Annotated in this window: 16 protein-coding genes and 1 pseudogene; 2 read left to right on the forward strand and 15 right to left on the reverse strand. The window is 47.2% G+C overall.

What is annotated here, in order from left to right; genetic code table 11:
• Positions 1-3: 3 nt before the first annotated feature.
• The 5 genes from ACED36_RS08605 to ACED36_RS08625 all read right to left on the reverse strand — a co-directional run bounded on the left by ACED36_RS08605 (position 4) and on the right by ACED36_RS08625 (position 6,200).
• On the reverse strand, positions 4-2,433 hold the full coding sequence (locus tag ACED36_RS08605; protein ID WP_371733117.1) for a DMSO/selenate family reductase complex A subunit: 2,430 nt from the start codon (positions 2,431-2,433) through the stop codon (positions 4-6).
• Between the two features lie 752 nt (positions 2,434-3,185).
• On the reverse strand, positions 3,186-3,581 hold the full coding sequence (locus ACED36_RS08610; RefSeq protein ID WP_017003136.1) for a DUF2750 domain-containing protein: 396 nt from the start codon (positions 3,579-3,581) through the stop codon (positions 3,186-3,188).
• Positions 3,582-3,662: 81 nt separating this feature from the next.
• Positions 3,663-4,424 carry an ABC transporter ATP-binding protein gene (locus ACED36_RS08615; RefSeq protein ID WP_016960015.1) on the reverse strand — a complete coding sequence of 254 codons (762 nt, stop codon included), beginning with the start codon at positions 4,422-4,424 and terminating at the stop codon, positions 3,663-3,665.
• Entirely contained in the window at positions 4,421-5,164 is a 744-nt protein-coding gene (locus ACED36_RS08620) for an ABC transporter permease (RefSeq protein ID WP_016960016.1), read from the reverse strand. Before ACED36_RS08620 ends, ACED36_RS08615 begins: the two co-directional genes overlap by 4 nt.
• Positions 5,165-5,207: 43 nt before the next feature.
• Positions 5,208-6,200 carry an ABC transporter substrate-binding protein gene (locus ACED36_RS08625; RefSeq protein WP_371733118.1) on the reverse strand — a complete coding sequence of 331 codons (993 nt, stop codon included), beginning with the start codon at positions 6,198-6,200 and terminating at the stop codon, positions 5,208-5,210.
• Between the two features lie 218 nt (positions 6,201-6,418).
• Between ACED36_RS08625 and ACED36_RS08630 the strand changes: the two genes are divergently transcribed.
• Both ACED36_RS08630 and ACED36_RS08635 read left to right on the forward strand, forming a co-directional pair.
• Positions 6,419-6,736: an antibiotic biosynthesis monooxygenase gene (locus ACED36_RS08630; protein WP_016960018.1), complete on the forward strand. Its 318-nt coding sequence runs from the start codon at positions 6,419-6,421 to the stop codon at positions 6,734-6,736.
• A gap of 30 nt (positions 6,737-6,766) precedes the next feature.
• The gene (locus ACED36_RS08635) at positions 6,767-7,672 is read left to right on the forward strand and encodes a Gfo/Idh/MocA family protein (RefSeq protein WP_371733119.1); all 906 of its coding nucleotides are present in this window, start codon (positions 6,767-6,769) and stop codon (positions 7,670-7,672) included.
• 106 nt (positions 7,673-7,778) lie between these two features.
• On the opposite strand, the gene ACED36_RS08640 is transcribed toward ACED36_RS08635, so the two are convergent.
• From ACED36_RS08640 to ACED36_RS08685, 10 genes and pseudogenes are all read right to left on the reverse strand, one after another.
• A complete protein-coding gene (locus tag ACED36_RS08640; protein ID WP_016960020.1) occupies positions 7,779-8,327 on the reverse strand; it encodes an outer membrane beta-barrel protein in 549 nt (182 codons plus the stop codon).
• Between the two features lie 474 nt (positions 8,328-8,801).
• A complete protein-coding gene (locus ACED36_RS08645) occupies positions 8,802-9,629 on the reverse strand; it encodes a hypothetical protein (RefSeq protein ID WP_029486412.1) in 828 nt (275 codons plus the stop codon).
• Positions 9,629-10,498, reverse strand: a complete 870-nt coding sequence (locus ACED36_RS08650; protein WP_016960024.1) for an ABC transporter ATP-binding protein — start codon at positions 10,496-10,498, stop codon at positions 9,629-9,631. Before ACED36_RS08650 ends, ACED36_RS08645 begins: the two co-directional genes overlap by 1 nt.
• Positions 10,495-10,866, reverse strand: a complete 372-nt coding sequence (locus tag ACED36_RS08655) for a GntR family transcriptional regulator (RefSeq protein ID WP_016960025.1) — start codon at positions 10,864-10,866, stop codon at positions 10,495-10,497. Before ACED36_RS08655 ends, ACED36_RS08650 begins: the two co-directional genes overlap by 4 nt.
• 285 nt (positions 10,867-11,151) lie before the next feature.
• On the reverse strand, positions 11,152-11,397 hold the full coding sequence (locus ACED36_RS08660) for a hypothetical protein (RefSeq protein WP_016960026.1): 246 nt from the start codon (positions 11,395-11,397) through the stop codon (positions 11,152-11,154).
• A gap of 215 nt (positions 11,398-11,612) precedes the next feature.
• Positions 11,613-11,822 (reverse strand): hypothetical protein, encoded by a 210-nt coding sequence (locus tag ACED36_RS08665; RefSeq protein ID WP_017003146.1) that lies wholly within the window; start codon positions 11,820-11,822, stop codon positions 11,613-11,615.
• 7 nt (positions 11,823-11,829) lie between these two features.
• Positions 11,830-15,645, reverse strand: coding sequence for an RHS repeat-associated core domain-containing protein (locus ACED36_RS08670; RefSeq protein ID WP_016960028.1), 3,816 nt, complete (start codon positions 15,643-15,645; stop codon positions 11,830-11,832).
• A gap of 1 nt (position 15,646) precedes the next feature.
• Positions 15,647-16,645 carry a Rhs family protein gene (locus ACED36_RS08675; RefSeq protein ID WP_371733120.1) on the reverse strand — a complete coding sequence of 333 codons (999 nt, stop codon included), beginning with the start codon at positions 16,643-16,645 and terminating at the stop codon, positions 15,647-15,649.
• Complete coding sequence (locus ACED36_RS08680) at positions 16,642-17,361, reverse strand: DUF4123 domain-containing protein (protein ID WP_371733121.1); 720 nt, start codon at positions 17,359-17,361, stop codon at positions 16,642-16,644. Before ACED36_RS08680 ends, ACED36_RS08675 begins: the two co-directional genes overlap by 4 nt.
• Positions 17,349-17,959: pseudogene (locus tag ACED36_RS08685) on the reverse strand (type VI secretion system tip protein VgrG); the annotation flags it as partial. The gene ACED36_RS08680 and the pseudogene ACED36_RS08685, both read right to left, overlap by 13 nt.

Genomic DNA, 17,959 nt, shown 5'->3' on the forward strand with positions numbered 1-17,959 from the left:
CCCTTAAACCTTGGCCACTTGGACTAGGATGGTGTGCTGAGGATTCCCCTTCGACAGTGGTGTGTTCTTCTGTGAGGTCAGCGTGTTGATACAACCGCCCAAATCGATACCGTTTTTGTCTGGGGAGTACCAAGCGCCTTGGCCCAATGCCGTCACGCCCGGCATGATGCGCGGCGTGACTTTGATGGCAACGCGAATTTCGCCACGATCATTGAACACGCGAACGTAATCGCCGCTTTCAAGACCACGCGTTTTCGCATCAATTGGGTTCATCCAAATACCGTCGAACACCACTTCGCGCAGCCACGGAATGTTGTGGTACGTCGAGTGCGTGCGCCCTTTGGTGTGATAGCCAAAGAACTGCAGCGGGAACTGCTCGGTTTTTGGATCCAAGTGGCTTTCCCACGTGGTCACGTATTGCGGGATCGGCGTGATGATTTCATCGTCTGCCAACGTCCACTCTTTCGCGATGGTTTCCAGCTTGGTGGAGTAGATCTCAATCTTGCCTGAAGGCGTGCCTAGGGCATGCTTCTCTGGATCGTTACGGAAATCTTCCAGCGCGATACGGCCTTCTTTTGGCGCAGCTAACGTGTAAGGGCCATTTTTACGAAGATCTTCGAGCGTTGGCAGGTTGGCATCTTTTTGACGCGCACCGTCGTAAAGGTATTCCAACCAACCGTCACGGGTACGGCCTTCGGTGAAGGCTTCTTTCACGCCAAGGCGCTCAGACAGACCCACACACATGTCGTAGGCACAACGTGTTTCGTACAATGGCTCGATAGCGCGCACCAGCGGGAACACGCCGCCCAATGAACCTGATGAGTAACCGTCAGAGCTCACTTCGTTGTTTTCGATGGTGGTCACGTCGGGCAGCAGAAGGTCTGCAAAGCGGGCAGAAGAGGTCATGTGGTTATCACACACCACGATAAATTCCGCTTGGGTTTCATCTTCAATCAGTTTGCGGTGCTTATTGATGTCGGCATGTTGGTTCATGATCATGTTGCCTGAGTAGCTCAGTAGGAACTTGATCGGGGTACGCAGACGCTCGCCACCTTGAATGCCGTCGGTTTTATCAGTCATTTCGTGATGACGGTAAATCGCATCGCTCCATTTGAAGAACGGCACTTTTACTTGGATCGGGTTAACGCCCGTTGGAATGCGCGGCGCTGGGTAGCTCCAGTTCGCAGGCATATCACCGGTGTTCGTACCTGGGCGACCGATGTTACCCGTTAGGATCGGCAGCATCACGATCGCACGAGAGGTTTGCTCGCCGTTCGCTTGACGCTGAATGCCCGTACCTTGGGTGATGAAACACGCCTTTGCTGTGTCGATTTCACGCGCCAGTTGCACGATTTGATCAACAGGAATGCCGGTGATTTTTGACGCCCACGCGGGTGTCTTCTCGATGCCATCAGGACCCTGACCCAAGATGTGCGCTTTGTAGTGGCCGTTTTGTGGGGCGCTTGCTGGCAAGGTTGATGAATCGTAGCCTTGGCAGTATTTGTTCAAGAAATCTTGGTCAACCAAGCTCTCTGTGATCAAGGTGTGCGCGATACCTTCAACCAGAGCCGCATCGGTACCTGGGCGGATAGGTAGCCATAGGTCTTCTTTACCCAACATGGTGTCGGTGTAACGCGGATCGATAATGATGGTGCGAACGTTGTTCTTTCGTTGCGCATTGACGTGCTCGTGAATTTCGCCACCACCGCTCATGCGCGTTTCCGCAGGGTTGTAACCGAACATCACCAACAGATCAGCGTTTTCGATTTCCGTGGTGTAGCTACCGTAAGCCGACGGTTTGATGGAGCCGTAAGTGAACGGCAGAGCAAACTGAATTTGACCCCAGCTGTAGTTACCGTAGTAATCGAGGAAACCACCCACAAGGTTGAACAGACGCTTGAAGCAATCTTTACCGTCGGTGCGGTAACCTTGTGTGCCTGAACCGTAGGTAATGAAGATCGCATCATTGCCGTATTCTTTGATGGTGTATTGCAGTTTCTCTGACATCAAATCAAACGCTTCGTCCCAGCTAATGCGCTCAAATTGGCCTTCGCCACGCTTGCCGATGCGCTTCATTGGGTATTTCAGACGGTCAGGGTTGTAAACACGGTGCTTAATCGAGCGACCACGAAGACACGCACGGACTTGGTGATTCCCAAAGCCTTGATCGTCACCACGGTTGTCCGATTCGATTTGGGTGATCACGCCGTTTTTAGTATGAACTTGCAATGCACAACGGCTGCCACAGTTCACCATGCACGCTGACCAGACGGTTTTGGTGTCTTCTGCGTGTTGAGGTGCTGTTTTAGCCACTGCTTTCAATGGCAAACCCGCACTCAGTGCTGCGGTACCACCGCCAACCGCTGCCCCCCACTTCATGAAGCTTCGACGCTTCATTGGTGCTAACACCGCCTTATCGATCCAGTTTTTCATTGTCATTCTCACATCGCTTGCGCGGATCAGTGTGCTAATAGACTTAGCTATTTTTATTTGCCCCAAACCCATTAACAAAACATTCACCAAGCGAATGTTTTTTAGGGTTCAAAACGTAGAATCTTGAATGGAATATTACGGGGTGACTATAAATACTCCCTAAATGTGAGGGAATTTATATTCGGGGGGAAACGGTGCTACAAACAGCATGAATGAAGGTTTGTTGATTTCAATCAATTTGAATTCGAACCAAATTTTATTAATACGATCGATTCTCAATTAAAGCGGGAATTCAGATGACAAGTAGCAGTATGATCAAGTGGTGAGTTGTGCAATATCATTCCCATAGTGAATGATACATAGAGCCCTTTAAAAATCAGGTTCCGACAGAGATGGTGATAGTCATCGTATTTATTTGTAATGACTCCTCCCCATATTTATGACAACTCAACTTTGTATATAATCAACAAGGCTATGTTAATTTCTATGCTGATCTATATTTCAATTAATCGTGCTTTTAAAATATATGGCCATTTCAGGTGATGATTGGCAGGAGTTCCATATTAATGGTGAATTGAATTGACCTGAAGGTGGATCGGAGAGTATCAAGTGGCATTTAGTGTTTTTTACATGATTTAGTTTTCCGAATGAAAAAAGAGCGGGCACTGCCCACTCTTTCTCTATTTATTCTTTACTCTTCGTCACTCTGCATCAACAACAATCATTCTGTGATTGGCGCGATGACTGAAGACTTAGCGCTTTTGCTTTTTCGCCAGACTGGTCAGATCAAAATCAAACTCATCAGGGAACAGCACGACACCTTCTAAGTCGATGTTTGGGAAAGCAACGATAGAAAGCTCATCGTCCAGCAGTCCGTTTGTCCAGCGGCTATGCCACTTGTTCAGGCCAATGGCCTCAGGTTTGCAGTGTTCCCACTCACCGGTTGCCCACTCTTGTGCAAACTCTTGATTTGGCCACACGGGAACGCAATCTTCTTCTTCGGTATTGAGCATGACGCAGCCGTGCTCATCAGTCAGTATCCAAATCTCGCGATTCTCTACGACTTCTTTCACTAAGTATTTGTAACGTTGGTCAATGTCTAGTTTGAGGATCTCTGCGATGCGCTCTTGCGTCAGCGTCTTAGCCATGTTGGATTCCACCGGGCAGTAAGAAAGTGGGCATTATACGCAAGTTATACTGTGATGTGCGATGACGCTGTGCGGATTTTTTCACTCTGGTTGAGAGGGGGTATTACCTGTCAGGCCGCTGAGCAAGTTTGGATGTTCATCCATCAGCTTGGTGGTGACGTGATCAATCTGCTGGCGTCCTTGTTTGTCGACGAGTAAACGCGCGGGCGGTTGTGTTATGGGCAAGGTATGAATCACTGTGGTTGGCGAACGACTGAGGAACCAAATTTCGTCTGCCAGTGAAATGGCTTCGCGAAGATCGTGAGTGACAAACACCATGGTGGATTGATGCCGCTCCCACATCGCAAGCAATTGTTGTCTGAGCTGATCGGCGGTGGGGGCATCCAAAGAGGTAAAAGGCTCATCGAGCAACAAGAGGTCGGGGTTGTAAACAAACGCGCGTGCGATGCTGACCCGCTTTTGCATCCCACCGGATAACTCGGCGGGGTAGGCATTTTGCTTATCAAGGATACCCATGGCATCAAGGGTTTCACTGATCGATGGGTTGTCTTTGCCACATACCAGCGCCAAATTTTCTTTCGCTGTTAGCCACGGCATAAGGCGCGGGGCTTGAAAGATATACCCAACCCTTGGTTGGGCACTTTGTAGATTTGAAAACGAGATTTCATTGGGTTGTGATGTTTCGAGCCCTGCAATCATGTTCAACAAGGTCGATTTACCGCAGCCAGATGGCCCGACAATGGCGGTGATTTTCCCTGCTTTGATATTGCCGTTCAGATCGGCAATAACAAGCTCATCCTGCTTATAGCGCTTGCTTTGAATATTCAGGGCAATCGAGATCATACGCGCCCCCGGGAAACGACTCTGTCGAGCGGGCGGAATATCAAGCCTTCTAACAAATAGATGATGGCAACGAAGGCAAAGGTATAAGCGAGAATGCCGGCAATATCGAAGAATTGAAACAGAGTGTGAAGTTTGAACCCAACGCCATTACTTCGCCCAATTAACTCAACCACTAAGACAATCTTCCATATCAGCGAAAGGCCAGTTCTGGCAGAAGCCATGATGTAAGGGTATAGCTGAGGGAGGAATACGCGGAAAAAGCGCGTTGCTGGCGAAAGCTGAAAGACACGGCCAACATCGAGAAGATCGTTGTCCACCACGCGTGCCCCTTCTCGGATCATCGCAACAACGGTCGGGATTTTATTGAGGGCGACGGCTGTGACGGCTGCGGCCTCAACCAGGCCGATACTCAGATAGCATAGTAAAATGGTCACCAGCGCAGGGATGTTCAAGGCGAGGATCAGAACGGGATCCGACAGTTCATTGAGCTTCGGAAAGCGTCCCATCATGATGCCAAAAATCACACCGAGCACCATGGAGAACGCAAAGCTCAGTACTACCCGCCAAAGCGTCATGCCAAGGTGATAAAGCATTTGTTCCTGTGTTAGCTCAAAAACGAAGGCATGGTAGACAGCAACGGGCGTGGGATAATCGGGATTGTTTATCCACACCGCGGACCATTGCCAGAAAATCATCAGCAATGCGGGTAACAGTAGGCGAGTGTGGTTAAGCCGAATCACGTAATGGCAGTCCCTTTACCTATAATCCCTGACCTACGCACGCTTACTGATTGAGCCAGAATGTGCCTTTACTTAATGAATCGGATTTACCCACCAGTTTTGGCCCTCCTTCTTTGGCGAGAATTGCGAAAATCTGCGCGGCTGCCTTTTGCTGTTGTTCACCAAATGTGCCTGAAAATCCGCGTCGATATGCTGTTCTAAGTTCAGAAAACACCTCATCGTTTTTGGCTTTTGTTAACGGTCGTATCACATCCCATTCTTCATCAGAGGTTCGCAATATTGCTCTCGCCTCAGACGAAGCCTTCAAAAATGAGGAAACTAATTGCGGGTTGGTGTCTGCCCATTTTTCATCAAATACCCAGCCGAGCATTGGCACTTGTGTTTCTATGCCTAAGCCTTCGACGATCTGATCAAGAGAGATAACCGGTTGGAAGCCGGCCGCTTCAAGCCTTGCGCCGTAGTGCCAAAAATTGATGCCCACGGGTAGCTTACCCTGCATGAGTAATTTATTAAGAAGTGGCGGCGCGACAAATTGCTGTTCGGTGGTTTCACTGACGTCTTTGTTCTCTTTGGCTTTGCAATACGCTTGATAGAGCACCCACGTTTTGTCTACCGCTCCGCCTGCGATACCAAGCTGTTTTCCGGCGATATCGCAAGGGGAGGCGAGTGTGAGATCAGCCGCGGCAAACAACCCACCTGCGGTCGCAGAGGTGGGTGACAAGGTATAGCTTTTCCCTGCAGCGCGCTGGCGACTTACCCATACCCAATCAGAGAAAATGACGTCTACGGCGTTGCCTTGTAGTGCAACGGAAGATGCATTTTTGGCGGCAAGCGGGGTGATATCGAGCATGAAACCCGCTTTTTCGTCGAGTTTATTGCGTTTGATGACATCCATTTCCCAATTGATTGTCCCGAACTTAAGCACGCCGACTCTTACCACAGGCAGCTCATTGGCAAAGGTAACAAAAGGGACAGTAATCAACGCGATAGCGGAAAATACAACACGAATTCTTTGCGCGAGTTTATTGCTGTCCATCACTACTTAACCTCTTGATTTATTTGGGCTCAAATTAAAGCTAAGCGCATAACGGTATTGCTGCAATGCTACTTTGTGAGGAAAAAAACATTAATCTGAGCTTCATTAGTGCATTTGAGACGGTTAAAGGTGGTTGAAGGTTAACTGGGTGACTTGGGCTAAAGCGTGTTCTGCGCTAGGCTGTCTTTCCACGTCAAATAAAAGGGAAAGGAATGCCCATGTCAGATATTGCGAACACCCCCGCGCCCCCTTATTACGCTGTTATTTTCACCAACCTGCGAACGGATATCGACGATGGCTATGGCGAGATGGCAGGGAAAATGGTCGAACTCGCGGAGCAGCAACCGGGGTTCTTGGGTGTTGAATCCGCCCGTGATGACCTAGGCATTACGGTTTCGTATTGGCAGGATCTTGAATCCATCAAACAGTGGAAAGCGAACGTCGACCACTTGGAAGCGCAAAAGCTTGGGCGTAAAAAATGGTATGCCGCGTTTACAACGCGCATTGCTAAAGTCGAGCGGGAATACAGTCTTTAATCAGTATTAAATAAATCGGAAAGAACATTAATGAGAATCGCCGTGATTGGCTTGGGTGACATTGCCACCAAAGCCTACCTTCCTTTGTTGACCCGTATGCCAGCCTTAGAGCTAGTGTTGTGTACTCGAAACCCTGAAAAACTGGCTGAAGTTGCCAGAGAGTACCGCATCACAGAAACGTGTCGTGATTATCGAGCGTTGGTGAATATGAACGTCGATGGCGTGATGATCCACACCAATAGTGAAACCCATGCCCCCATCGCGACGTTCTTTATCGAGCATGGCATTCCTGTATTCGTTGATAAACCTGCCGCTTTGAATTTCGCTGACTACCAAACACTCCATGCGCTTTCAGAGCGTCAATCCGTCCCATTGTTTGTTGGCTTCAACCGTCGCTACATTCCGCTTTGGCAATCGCTGGTGGTGCGTAGTGACCTTCGTACTATCAGTTGGCATAAACACCGTTTGAACCTTATAGGCGCAGCACAAGACTTCGTTCTTGATGACATGATCCACGTGATCGATTCACTCAATCTTAACGGGAAAATTGACCAGCAAGATGTGCAAATCTCTGTGCAACGCAAGGGTGATGACATCGCCATGATTAACCTGAGTTGGGAGGAAAACGGCACGCTGTTCAATGGCCAAATGAACCGCTTATTTGGCAAAACCTGTGAGTCCGTTTCTCTGTGTTTTGAAAACGAAGCCTACCAATTTGACGGTTTTCTGCGCGGCGAAAAACTCGAAAACGGCAAAACTGAACGCATAGAAATGGCCGATTGGACAGATACGCTGGAAACCAAAGGCTTTAAAAGCATGCTGGAAAATTGGGTCAGTGTGGTGAAATCAGGGCGGATGGATGCACAGATGAAACAGCGGAATTTATCGACCCATGCTTTTTGTGAAAGGCTTGTGCGAGATCTCTTACCGACTTAAAGAAATGAGTTTGAGTATTTAAGCAGTAGCAGGCAAGAAGATTGTATGAGTCAGCGCAATATGTCGCTGACTCATCAAATTGAAGCAGTTCGAGGTCATAACCGAATTAGAAGTTGTATCGAATGCCAAGGGTCACGCTTTGATTGGATACATCCATGCCGTAGAAACCATCGAAATCAGCCGTTTGATAACGGTATCCTATGCCGATATCCCATTCGTCAATCATATAGCCAACTTCAAGGCCTGCTTGGTAAGAAAGATCGGAATCTTTAATGGTTTGACCATTGTTCTTGATTTCAGAGGACATCGAGCCCACACCTAAAATCAGAGCGCTGTATAGATTGTTCCCAACTTCAATGAACTTAGGCTTGGCATTGATATAAACAGCCTCATTTTCTACATGGTAAGTATCGGTAAATTTTGCTTTGCCGTATTTCACATACTCCACTTCAATGCCTAGCTCCAAACCCGATGACATTGCAAAACTGTAGCCTGCAGATGCACTAGCCCCTATATCACTGTTTTTATCAGCCGACATGCCACTTAGTTTTAATTCCGTATCGTTGAAAACGGATGCACTGACACCAGCATAAAAGTTGTTTTCAGCAAATGCATGAGTACTAAATAGAAGTAACGGAACAAGTAGTTTTTTCATCTGTAAACCATATATAGCTTGATAAAGGGATAGGAGATACTTGCGACAAACGGTGCTGGCGATGCCGTCGGGTTCGATGTTACAACCAGCGAAACTGCGACTTTCATTTTCCAGTAAGTGCTTTTTCTATATCTCTCAGAGAGTTAACGGTGAATATAACACTAGGTGTGAAGGTTCATATTTGATTTCGATCTCAAAGGATTGCTTTTCATACCCTTTTTCGAGATGAAACGAAATAAAACGAGATGATTGTAGGTTGGGTTGGAATTATTGTTGTCGGTCATGCCTGTGTTGTTTTTTTCTGCGAGGCATGGAGGAACGTCATGGGAATGGGGACAACTGAGAAAGCGATACGGGAAGATTGGGGCCGTGTGGTTGGGTTAGGACGCATAGGTGGACAGATGAAATTAAGGAATCTGTCGACCCATGCGTTTTGTGAGAATGTTTAAATACGATCAGCGAATAGACAAATATTTACGCGGTGCGGCTGAATTTCAGACTTGTCGCGCCAGCCATGACGCCACAGAGTGTATAAATTGCCACGTTGAACCAGCCCGCTTCAGGGATCGCGCTAAGGGGATTCGAGTAGATAATCGCGTTCAGTGGCAGGGAAAAAATGGCAGAGAAAAAATCATCGATACCATAGAAACCAAGCAGAACGATCGGCATCCACTTTAGTGCACAAACTGCGATGAACATGACGATAAGCGGTGAATTCACTTTTTGTGAAATCGCCATCGCTGACAGTGCAAGCGGCAGCAGTAAGACACCGGCAAACACCATGCGTAATAAGAACGTAATCCAACTCACTAATATGTTGCCCAAAGACGCTTGGCTTTGAAACAGTGCCAATTGGTGTTCGGTCGATACATTCAAGATCCAAAGCATCATATTTGCAGCTAAGACCAGGATTGAACAAACGAGGGGAATAACGAGCAATCCAAACGTGAGTTTCACCACGTGTGTTTTGACGTCACTAACGGGCATGCTGCGCCAAAACATGATGCTGCCCTCTGTACGCGTCTTACGCAGCGTTCTCGGGAAGTAATGCGTACCAAGCAGGATAGACAAAAGCCCAGCCGCGGCTGCAATGAACCCGTTAATGCTATCGCCGAGCGAATGGTGAATGTCACTGGCATCACCATTAATGCTCATTTGGAAGGACATGTCGTTTTGCAGGCTAGAGTTGCTCATCACGCTGACAAATAGCAGAGCGCCACAGGCGAACAGAAACAGAGGTATGCGCAATACCAATGGGTTTTCCAACCACTCTTTGCGTAACATCGCTAACACTGAACGCATCATACGGCCTCCCTTTGCAATGCTAGAAATAGGTCGGCTAGCCTAACCTTGTATACCATGCCCATCCCTTCAACTTGGTACGCGCAATCACGAGATAGTAGCCATTTGGTCGTACCGAGTCCTTTTTGTGAGGATATCGGATTCAAAGCTTCTATTTGGCCACTAAAATCATCACTGGCATCGAGAATGAAGTATGCCTCACTGATCGATTCCATTGAGGTCTGCATCACTGCACGCCCATGTTTAAGGATCAATACATCCGTCAGCAGGTGTTCGATTTCAGCGACTTCATGGCTGGCGATGATCAACACTCGCTCACCATCGTGGAACCATTCCAAAAGGTGGCGATAAAACGTATCGCGATACACCAAATCCAACCCAAGTGTTGGCTCGTCCAAAATGAGAATTTGCGTATTGGTCGCAATCACTATCGCGAGATGAAGTTGGACTTTCATGCCTTTTGAAAGCGCGCTGATACGTGTGCGAGGTTTGATATCGGTTTGAGTCAATAACGCATCCGCTTTACTGCGCTTAAAGCCAGGATGTACGCCTTCGGTGTAAGCTAACAATTGTGCCACTGTCATCCATTCGGGTAGCACGTTCACATCCGAAATATACGATAAACTCTCCATCATTTTGTCACGTTGCGTGATGGGCTCATAACCGTTAACACTGATCTGGCCTTGGTATTGATGCGCGCCTAACATCGCTTTGATGAGCGTCGATTTACCCGCGCCATTGTGTCCGAGTAGGCCAAGCACCTGACCGGGCTTTAGCTCAAAGCTAATATCGGTGAGCACGTCACCTTGTGTGATGTCTCGCCCACTGTATTGCTTAGAAACGTGTTTTACGCTGACTAATGCACTCATTGGTCACCTTCTGTATGTGATTTGAGTTGCTGAATAAAATCATCAAGAGACATACCCAGACGTTGTAATGTGTTGGCAATTTGAGGGATCTGCTGCTGGAGAAAACGCGTTTTTTCTGCATCAAGCAACGCTTGCTTTGCGCCTTGCATGACAAACATACCCTGACCGCGCCGCTTCTCGATCAATCCCTCATCCACCAGCAGTTGATAGCCTTTCATGACGGTTAAATGGTTGATTTTCAAATCAGCAGCAACAGTTCGAACCGAAGGCAAAGCCTGACCTTCTTGCCAGATACCCTGTAAGATTTGTTGGGTGATTTGATCAGCAAACTGGCGAAAAATAGGTTGGTTATCGTGCCAATGAGCCATGGTAATCCTTTGGCTGAGATGGTGTTATATCTATGTATAACAGCTATTGCAGGTGATGGGAAGGGAAGTAGCAGTAGTAGCGGTGAATGATAGCAGCTCTAGCTCGTTTGTATGGTTGGGTGTAAGGGTGTCTGCTATCTGTCAGTCTAAGTAGATTTAGATCGGTATTTGCACGGATGAGTGCTAACCCAATTTAAAATTGGTCCTTATTCCGAAGGAATGAAAAGGCATGAGGCCGATTTTTCGACTTTTTTAAAAGCGATTGTCCCAGTTATTTCCGTTGATTTATCCCATCAAACGTATATTTTTCACAATTTCAAACTCTTTGTTTGTCAAATAGCCATGAGCTTCAATACCAACTAAAGCATGCTTGAGTTTGTCCCAGCAGATAAATATTTCTTCTTGCGATTTTGCTTGAGATATTTTTTCAATTGCTCCTTTGTAAACTATAACACCCTGTTGCATATTCCTATCATTGGCCAGTTTTAACAGAATGGTTATATTGGTTAGTAATTCATTTTTGTCTATCATAACTTAAAAATCTCTGACAATTTATCAGTTCTTACTACAGTCGACTTAGGTAAGTTTTTAACATCAATAAGGCCTTGATAGCCACCTCCAAGACACTCAACCCCAAAAGCGTAGACAATAACAAACATGGCGGTCAAAAAAGAGCCGATTAATTAGAAAGTCTGGTCAACTACCTTGAAATCTACCGACGATACCTAATCGTTGCTTGGGTATATCTATGCGAAATAAAACGCAATATCCTTTATTAATTGGGTGTCTTTATTATCTATGTCAATTTTTGATGAGGAAATTTCATGGAGAACCCCTTTAACACCGCTAAAGCCGCGATTCTTTATTTCATCAAGTAGTTTGTTTTTTTTGCTACTATCCAAAATATACTTACTAATTAAGTAAGACAGGTTTTTATATAATTGCTCATCAGTCACAATATGTTTACTCCTCGGGAATTAGCTTCACATCGTCGAATTTCACTGTCATTCTATCTCTAGGTACCAGCTGTACACCACCACCTTTGCCATATTGAGGATAATATTCAGTCAAGGGCTCTAAAAATCCTCCTCTGTCACCAGCGTCGTGGGGGACTCTTGCTCTAAGTCCCCATTCAGGATCGAAAAGCTGCAAAGTATCAAACTCTCCTCTAAGACGGGCGTCACTCCAAGAAGCTGGGTTTCCTTCTTCATAAAATATTTGGAATGCATCTCTTGCTTGTTGTCCGGTTTCAAATTTCTCGAAGCCAAAATAGCTTAATGGCGCTTCTTGCGATGCCATTGTTCTTTCAGCATAGCTTGAATCCATGTATCGATACCCCGTTGAAGGCAAAGTAGTAGCAGGTCCGTCCGAACCAACATAAAAATCGGGTTTTTGACTACCTCCACAACAAACACCACCAGCCTCAACAACAGCCAACCCTAACGGATCTGCCCATCCCGTCGGATTAGGCACATATTGGTAGTTATTTAACCCACCTGCAAGCCCTATAGGGTCAGCAGTAATAAATCGCCCTGTGTTCGGGCTGTAGTAGCGGTGTCGGTTGTAGTGAAGTCCTGTTTCTTCATCGAAATACTGGCCTTGAAAACGTAGAGGGCTGACGATTTCTTCAACGTGTTTTCTGAGTATATTGCCGTAAGCGCGGTATTGTACTGACCATACGGATTTACCGTGTAAATCGGTGATGTCTGTTGGTGTGCCGATTTGGTCGAGGTGGTAGTGGTAAACCTCGTAATCTGACCCTTCGCCTGACAGCATCGCCATGGGTTTGAAGGTGCCCGGTTCATAAATGTATGTCTGGTAATGCTCGCTGCTGGTTTCAGCAATTAAGGTGTCGCCTTGCCAAACAAACTCGGTGGTTTTCTCCGTTCCTAGTTTGTCGGTGACGTTCTTCTCAATGCGTCGCCCAAAGGCATCGTATTTGTAGTGAGCGAATGAACCCTCTGGGAGTGATGCTTTGATCAAGCGGTGCTGACAGTCGTAGTCGTAACTTGTCACCAAGCGCTGGTCTTTGCCCCGCTTTTCAGCGATGAGTCGACCAAACTCGTCGTATTCATAGTGGCTGTCGCCATGAAACTTGAGCTGATTTCCTTCCACGTCGAACGGCTTTTTGCCTGCCTGTGCGCCAATCACTTGGTCCAACAGGTTACCTGCCGGATCATGTGCGAAAGACTCTTCAACCACACCGCGGGTTTTCTGAAGGCGAGAAAGGGGGTCGTAATCGTAGAAGACGGTGCCGAAGCGGCTGTCAGCCATTTCAGTTAAATTACCGTCAGCACCATATTGGTATTGGCGAGATTGTGTTTGGCGACCATTTTGATGCTGCGTGTGTGCGGTTAGCCGCCCTTGCTCGTCGTGTTGGAAACGGCTGAGAATATCGCCTTGTTTACGGGCGGTTTCGAGGCCGTTTTGATAGTGGTGGCGAGTCAGTTGTTCGTCGTTGAGCAATAAGCGGTTTAGTACGCCGCCCGCAGAACGTTCATAGCTGAGCTTGTTCGCATCAGGGAGTTGCCAGTGAGTAAGGTTGCCCACACTGTCGTATTCGAAGAAACTAGACGCCCAGTTTTGATGCTCTTCGGTCAAACGCCCTAACAGATCGTAACGCCATGCTAGCGGTGTTTCACCGTCATCAACGCCAATCAACTGTCCAAATTGGTCATAGCTGTAGGCGACTTCATTGCCGTCAGGCAGTGTTTTCTTGGTCAACCTGCCCATCGCATCGCGTTCGAAAATGGTTTCGAGCTGTGTGCCTTCTGTGCCCGTTTCGGTTTTCTTTAGCAGCTTGCCGTTGAGATCGTATTGGTAGTCGAAACGTCGTCCATCAAAGGTGACTTCGCTGCGAACCAAGCCATTGGCGAAGTAATCAATTTTATAGGTTTCATCGCGCTCATTGATAATGCCAGTGACGAAATTTTTGGCGTTCTCATACTGGTAGCGAAGCGTTGAGCCGTCGGGCTGGATAACCCGGCTGACAAGATCAGTATTGGGGTGATATTCGTACTGCGTCGCTAGCCCATTTTCATCCACGACACGGGTTGCTTTGCCATAGCCGTTGTAATCAAAATGCTTGGATTGCCCCGATGGAAGTATGACCTTGCGGAGCCTGTCGGCATCGTCCCATTCATATTGTGTGACTGCGCCAATCGCCGATTTTTCGACAATGATTCGCCCGAATATGTCATAGCGATAAGAGGCTTTTTCGCCGTCAGGATAGGTTTCGCCGATCAGCATACCTAGACGGTTCCACGCTAGCGCGTGTTTGCTGCCGTCAGGGTAGGTGATGTCGGTGAGCTGCCCCTGACCGTTGTAACGGTAGAAGGTATCTTGCCCTAAAGGGTCGCGCTTTTCAGTGATATCCCCATTGGCGTTGTATTTGTATCGCCAGTTGCGATCGGCTTGAATAACGCGGCGCAGGTTTCCTCGCCAATATTGGTATTCAATAACTTCGCCATCAGGAAGGACAGTGAGTACACGTTGCTGGAAATCGTTGTAGACGTGGCGGGTTTCATTGCCGAGCGGATCGATAGAAAGAACTAAATCGCCATTCTCGTTATATTCATTTTTGGTAATAGCGCCATCAGGATCCGTCAGTTCAACCAGTTTTGCATTTTCATCGTGCTGATAAACCGAAGTACTGCCGTCTGAGTAGGTTGCTTCCACTGAATGAGCGGTATCGTCCCAGTCAAACTTGGTGTTGTAACCTGTGTTGCTCCAGTGATGAACACAGCGAACCGCTTTGCCTTTACCGTCCCATGTCCACCCAAATTCAACGCCGCCGGCCATTTTTCGTAAAGCGATAACGTTTAGCACATCGTATTGGTAGTGCTCACCTTCTCCTGCGGTGTTAACCGCATCGATCAGTTGATTGGCGTCGTTATAGTGATACGTGAAGCAAGTGCGCTCGGTAATCCATTCTTTCTTTGTGCCACCTGCTTTGAGCGTTCGAAATTCAATACGTGTGATTAAATCGTTTTCATAAATAAACCAAAGCGCAATGCCATGCTCATTAATGATGGCTTTGGGGCGATCTTTGCTATCGTATTCGAGCGCCAGGCGGTTGCTGTATTGGTCTGACATGGCAGTGAGTTTTGCCGTGTCGCCAGTGCGCGTAAAGTGGTGAAAAGGTTGACCTGCTTGCGCGAGTACAAATTCATTGTCTTTAGCACCAAGAAAAACGGCGGCACCTGCGAGATCGTTATAAATCTCAGGACGCGATTGGGTTGGTTCCGGAAGTTCTGTTCGTTTTCCTTCTGCATCTTTCCAAAACAGCTTACCGCTTTCAAAAAGCAGGGATTGGTTAAGCGGGTGGCTCCAACCAAAACCGAGGTTGTGGTTCAGTTCGCAGCTAGACGTTTTGTAAGTTCGAGTAAATATGAACGGCAGTGAACCAGGCAAGGTGACATCGCTGAGTTGAAGCGTTTCTTCGCCTGTGACCATCGAGACTGGGCAGCCCTCTGTCTTATCTTTATTACCTTGTGTTTTATCGCCTTTTTCTGTTGTGCTGGCGTTGTTATCTATATCTCGGCTTTTTTCTGATGTGACATGTGTTGATTGTTTTGCCGCGCGTTTCTCTGATGTCGCGTTATCTATTTTTTTGCCATCGACAGTTTGGTTGGCCTTTGCTCTTCCATTGAGTTTTCCATTGCCTTTTTGTGACACTTTTTTAAGTGTTCCTACGTTGGCTTTTGCATCGACTTTAACCAACTCGATCACTTCTTTTATCTTCTTTACTGCCTTGGCAGGACGCGCTTTTCTAGCCATCTTATGCTCCTACCAATGTTGCAGTGTCAGCAACATCTCTCAGTCGATTTACGTTTTTCAAAATAGCGCCACCAGGAATGATGATACTAAGCACCACTTCCACCAAAATGACGGACAGGGACACTGAGACAAGGTTGAGAATCTGCAGAGGGCTAAGCAGCTTAAACCAAGAAAGCACGGCGTTAAGGCACAAGAAGCAGCGTGCTTCATCTTTTATTAGTGTTAGCATTTCTTCTGCTTCTTCCTTTGCAGATGCTAGCTTTTGCGCAATGAGTTCAGGGTTTTCAATGTATTCAGAGAGTTTTTTTGCGAGTTTCGATGGGTTAGCGAGTAATTTAAACAGATCGGCAATTTCATCCCATGCATCAATAACGGCATCTAGCATGTCGTCCATGAATTTGCCGATTTGATCCCACACATCAATGGGCTCAGTAACGTAAATTTGCCACTCTTTGCGTTGTGTTCCCCATTCTTTATCAAGCCACGAACTGAGTTTGCTAATGGTGGGATCGTAGGAATCGAGCATTGCCTTCATGTCACTCTCATTGACATCGGGATAGAAGGTGATTCGAACTTGTTTACCTCGATAGGCTTGGTCCAGTGTTACTTCTGCAAAGCCTTGGTCATCGATTGTTCCTGATATCGCCGGACCGTCTGGCTCGTAGTTGTATCCATATACAATGCCTGGGACTTTTTTAACTGGCTGGATCTTAAAAGGCGTACCTGTGATCGGCACAAAGGCTTCGGCTTCAAAGCAATGAACTAGAGTGATTTTTCCGTCCAGTGGGCAAGTGATGAGATCGGCTTCGATCTCGGAATCGTCGGAATCAGCAGCTTGCTCATTTTCATTAATAATGACCTTCTGCTCCATCTCTAGCGCCCAGCCATAAAACCAGTTCTCTGAATGCTTTCGGTACTCGTCGATAGAGGTTTCAAAATCACTTTTGATGGTGCTGAACATCTTATCGACATCACCCATTGTCATGGTTGTATTGCTCATCGATACACCTCTTTATCTAACGACGTTTTTAAGAATTGATTAAGCGATCCATGCTCTTCTTTATGGCGAGTAACGAGATGAGTGATCTTGGCTTGCAGTGTGCTTTCGGGGTAATAGAAATAGAGATCGGCATGATTTTCGCGAAGCCATTTAGCACTGTTAGCAATCAGCGTGGATTTGTCGCTTTCATTGAGTTGTTTCACGACATCCTTCGGTACGTTCCACCAAGGAAAAGGCTTTTCGTTTAGAAAAGGAATGGGTGTCGTGTTAGTCACAAAGCGGTTTTTCGCGCTCCAGCTACCACAAGGGCCCATTAGAGTGCTGCGCTGTTCGTCGTTGCAGTATTGCGCGACATTCAGGCTGAATCTTGGGTCGTAGAATCGAAAAAAAGCGTGTCCGCTGGCGGGCATCCAAACCTGAGTGAGACTTCGAAAGTGTTTAAACACGTTTTCAAAGGTATCTTCTGTGGTGACGATGATGCCCCAGTCATCGGGGGCTTCTTGATGTTCCCAGTTTAGGAACGCGGCGAGATCGGATACATCGGCGATGTAGGGCATAACATCATGCCATTCGGCGTAAACTGTACCGCTCCAGAGTGGCTTGGCATCGTTGCCACCCAATCGATAAAAATGCTTGAGCGCGTTCTCTTCACTGGTGCCGTTAAAAACGGCATAGGTGTTGAGATGGGTCTTTTGCTCGCTATCTATACTGCGCATTGACCATCCTTACAGGCTTCACACTCTTCACAGAATGGCGCTGCAGATTTCATCGTCGCGATTTGTGCGGGTGAGAGCATGGGTAATGGGTCGGCTGGCTTTGGTGGTATTTGACCTGGCAATGTCGGTGCACTACCCCCAAACCCTGAACCACTCCCCCCGCTGCCACCGGCATTAAGGTTAACCACAGGGCCGGAAATGTGGACGCCTGAACCGTCAACCGTTACAAAGCATCCACCAGCTTTGAGGGTGATTTGGCTTCCCGCCTCGATGACCAATTTGGCGCCTGATTTCTGATGGATTTCAGAGCCAGCTTCTACAAGGTGAGATGTTCCTTGCTTGATGTGAATGCTGTTATCGCTGATAACGGTTTTATCACCTTTCACATGCTCTTTGCTTTGCCCATCGACGGTTAAATGGTCATCCACCTTGATGTGAGAAAACCGCTCATTCTCCACATCCGAGTGCAAGTCGTGTTTGATGTTGTCCTTGCGGTCGTTCTCGACCAACAAGTTCATGTCCTTTTGGGCATGAACGTAAATTTCCTCTTTGTCCGCTTGGTCTTCAAAGCGCAGTTCGTTAAAGCCTTCGCCCTGAT

The organism is Enterovibrio sp. FF113, from assembly GCF_041439165.1.
Lineage (GTDB): Bacteria > Pseudomonadota > Gammaproteobacteria > Enterobacterales > Vibrionaceae > Enterovibrio > Enterovibrio norvegicus_A.

Excerpts from the sequence above, each read along its gene's own strand:
- ACED36_RS08635 (WP_371733119.1), top strand. The coding sequence starts at position 6,767 with ATGAGAATCGCCGTGATTGGCTTGGGTGACATTGCCACCAAAGCCTAC.
- ACED36_RS08605 (WP_371733117.1), bottom strand. The coding sequence starts at position 2,433 with ATGAAAAACTGGATCGATAAGGCGGTGTTAGCACCAATGAAGCGTCGA.
- ACED36_RS08640 (WP_016960020.1), bottom strand. The coding sequence starts at position 8,327 with ATGAAAAAACTACTTGTTCCGTTACTTCTATTTAGTACTCATGCATTT.
- ACED36_RS08670 (WP_016960028.1), bottom strand. The coding sequence starts at position 15,645 with ATGGCTAGAAAAGCGCGTCCTGCCAAGGCAGTAAAGAAGATAAAAGAA.
- ACED36_RS08645 (WP_029486412.1), bottom strand. The coding sequence starts at position 9,629 with ATGCGTTCAGTGTTAGCGATGTTACGCAAAGAGTGGTTGGAAAACCCA.
- ACED36_RS08660 (WP_016960026.1), bottom strand. The coding sequence starts at position 11,397 with ATGATAGACAAAAATGAATTACTAACCAATATAACCATTCTGTTAAAA.
- ACED36_RS08675 (WP_371733120.1), bottom strand. The coding sequence starts at position 16,645 with ATGAGCAATACAACCATGACAATGGGTGATGTCGATAAGATGTTCAGC.
- ACED36_RS08615 (WP_016960015.1), bottom strand. The coding sequence starts at position 4,424 with ATGATCTCGATTGCCCTGAATATTCAAAGCAAGCGCTATAAGCAGGAT.
- ACED36_RS08610 (WP_017003136.1), bottom strand. The coding sequence starts at position 3,581 with ATGGCTAAGACGCTGACGCAAGAGCGCATCGCAGAGATCCTCAAACTA.
- ACED36_RS08650 (WP_016960024.1), bottom strand. The coding sequence starts at position 10,498 with ATGAGTGCATTAGTCAGCGTAAAACACGTTTCTAAGCAATACAGTGGG.
- ACED36_RS08680 (WP_371733121.1), bottom strand. The coding sequence starts at position 17,361 with ATGCGCAGTATAGATAGCGAGCAAAAGACCCATCTCAACACCTATGCC.
- ACED36_RS08655 (WP_016960025.1), bottom strand. The coding sequence starts at position 10,866 with ATGGCTCATTGGCACGATAACCAACCTATTTTTCGCCAGTTTGCTGAT.
- ACED36_RS08625 (WP_371733118.1), bottom strand. The coding sequence starts at position 6,200 with ATGGACAGCAATAAACTCGCGCAAAGAATTCGTGTTGTATTTTCCGCT.
- ACED36_RS08630 (WP_016960018.1), top strand. The coding sequence starts at position 6,419 with ATGTCAGATATTGCGAACACCCCCGCGCCCCCTTATTACGCTGTTATT.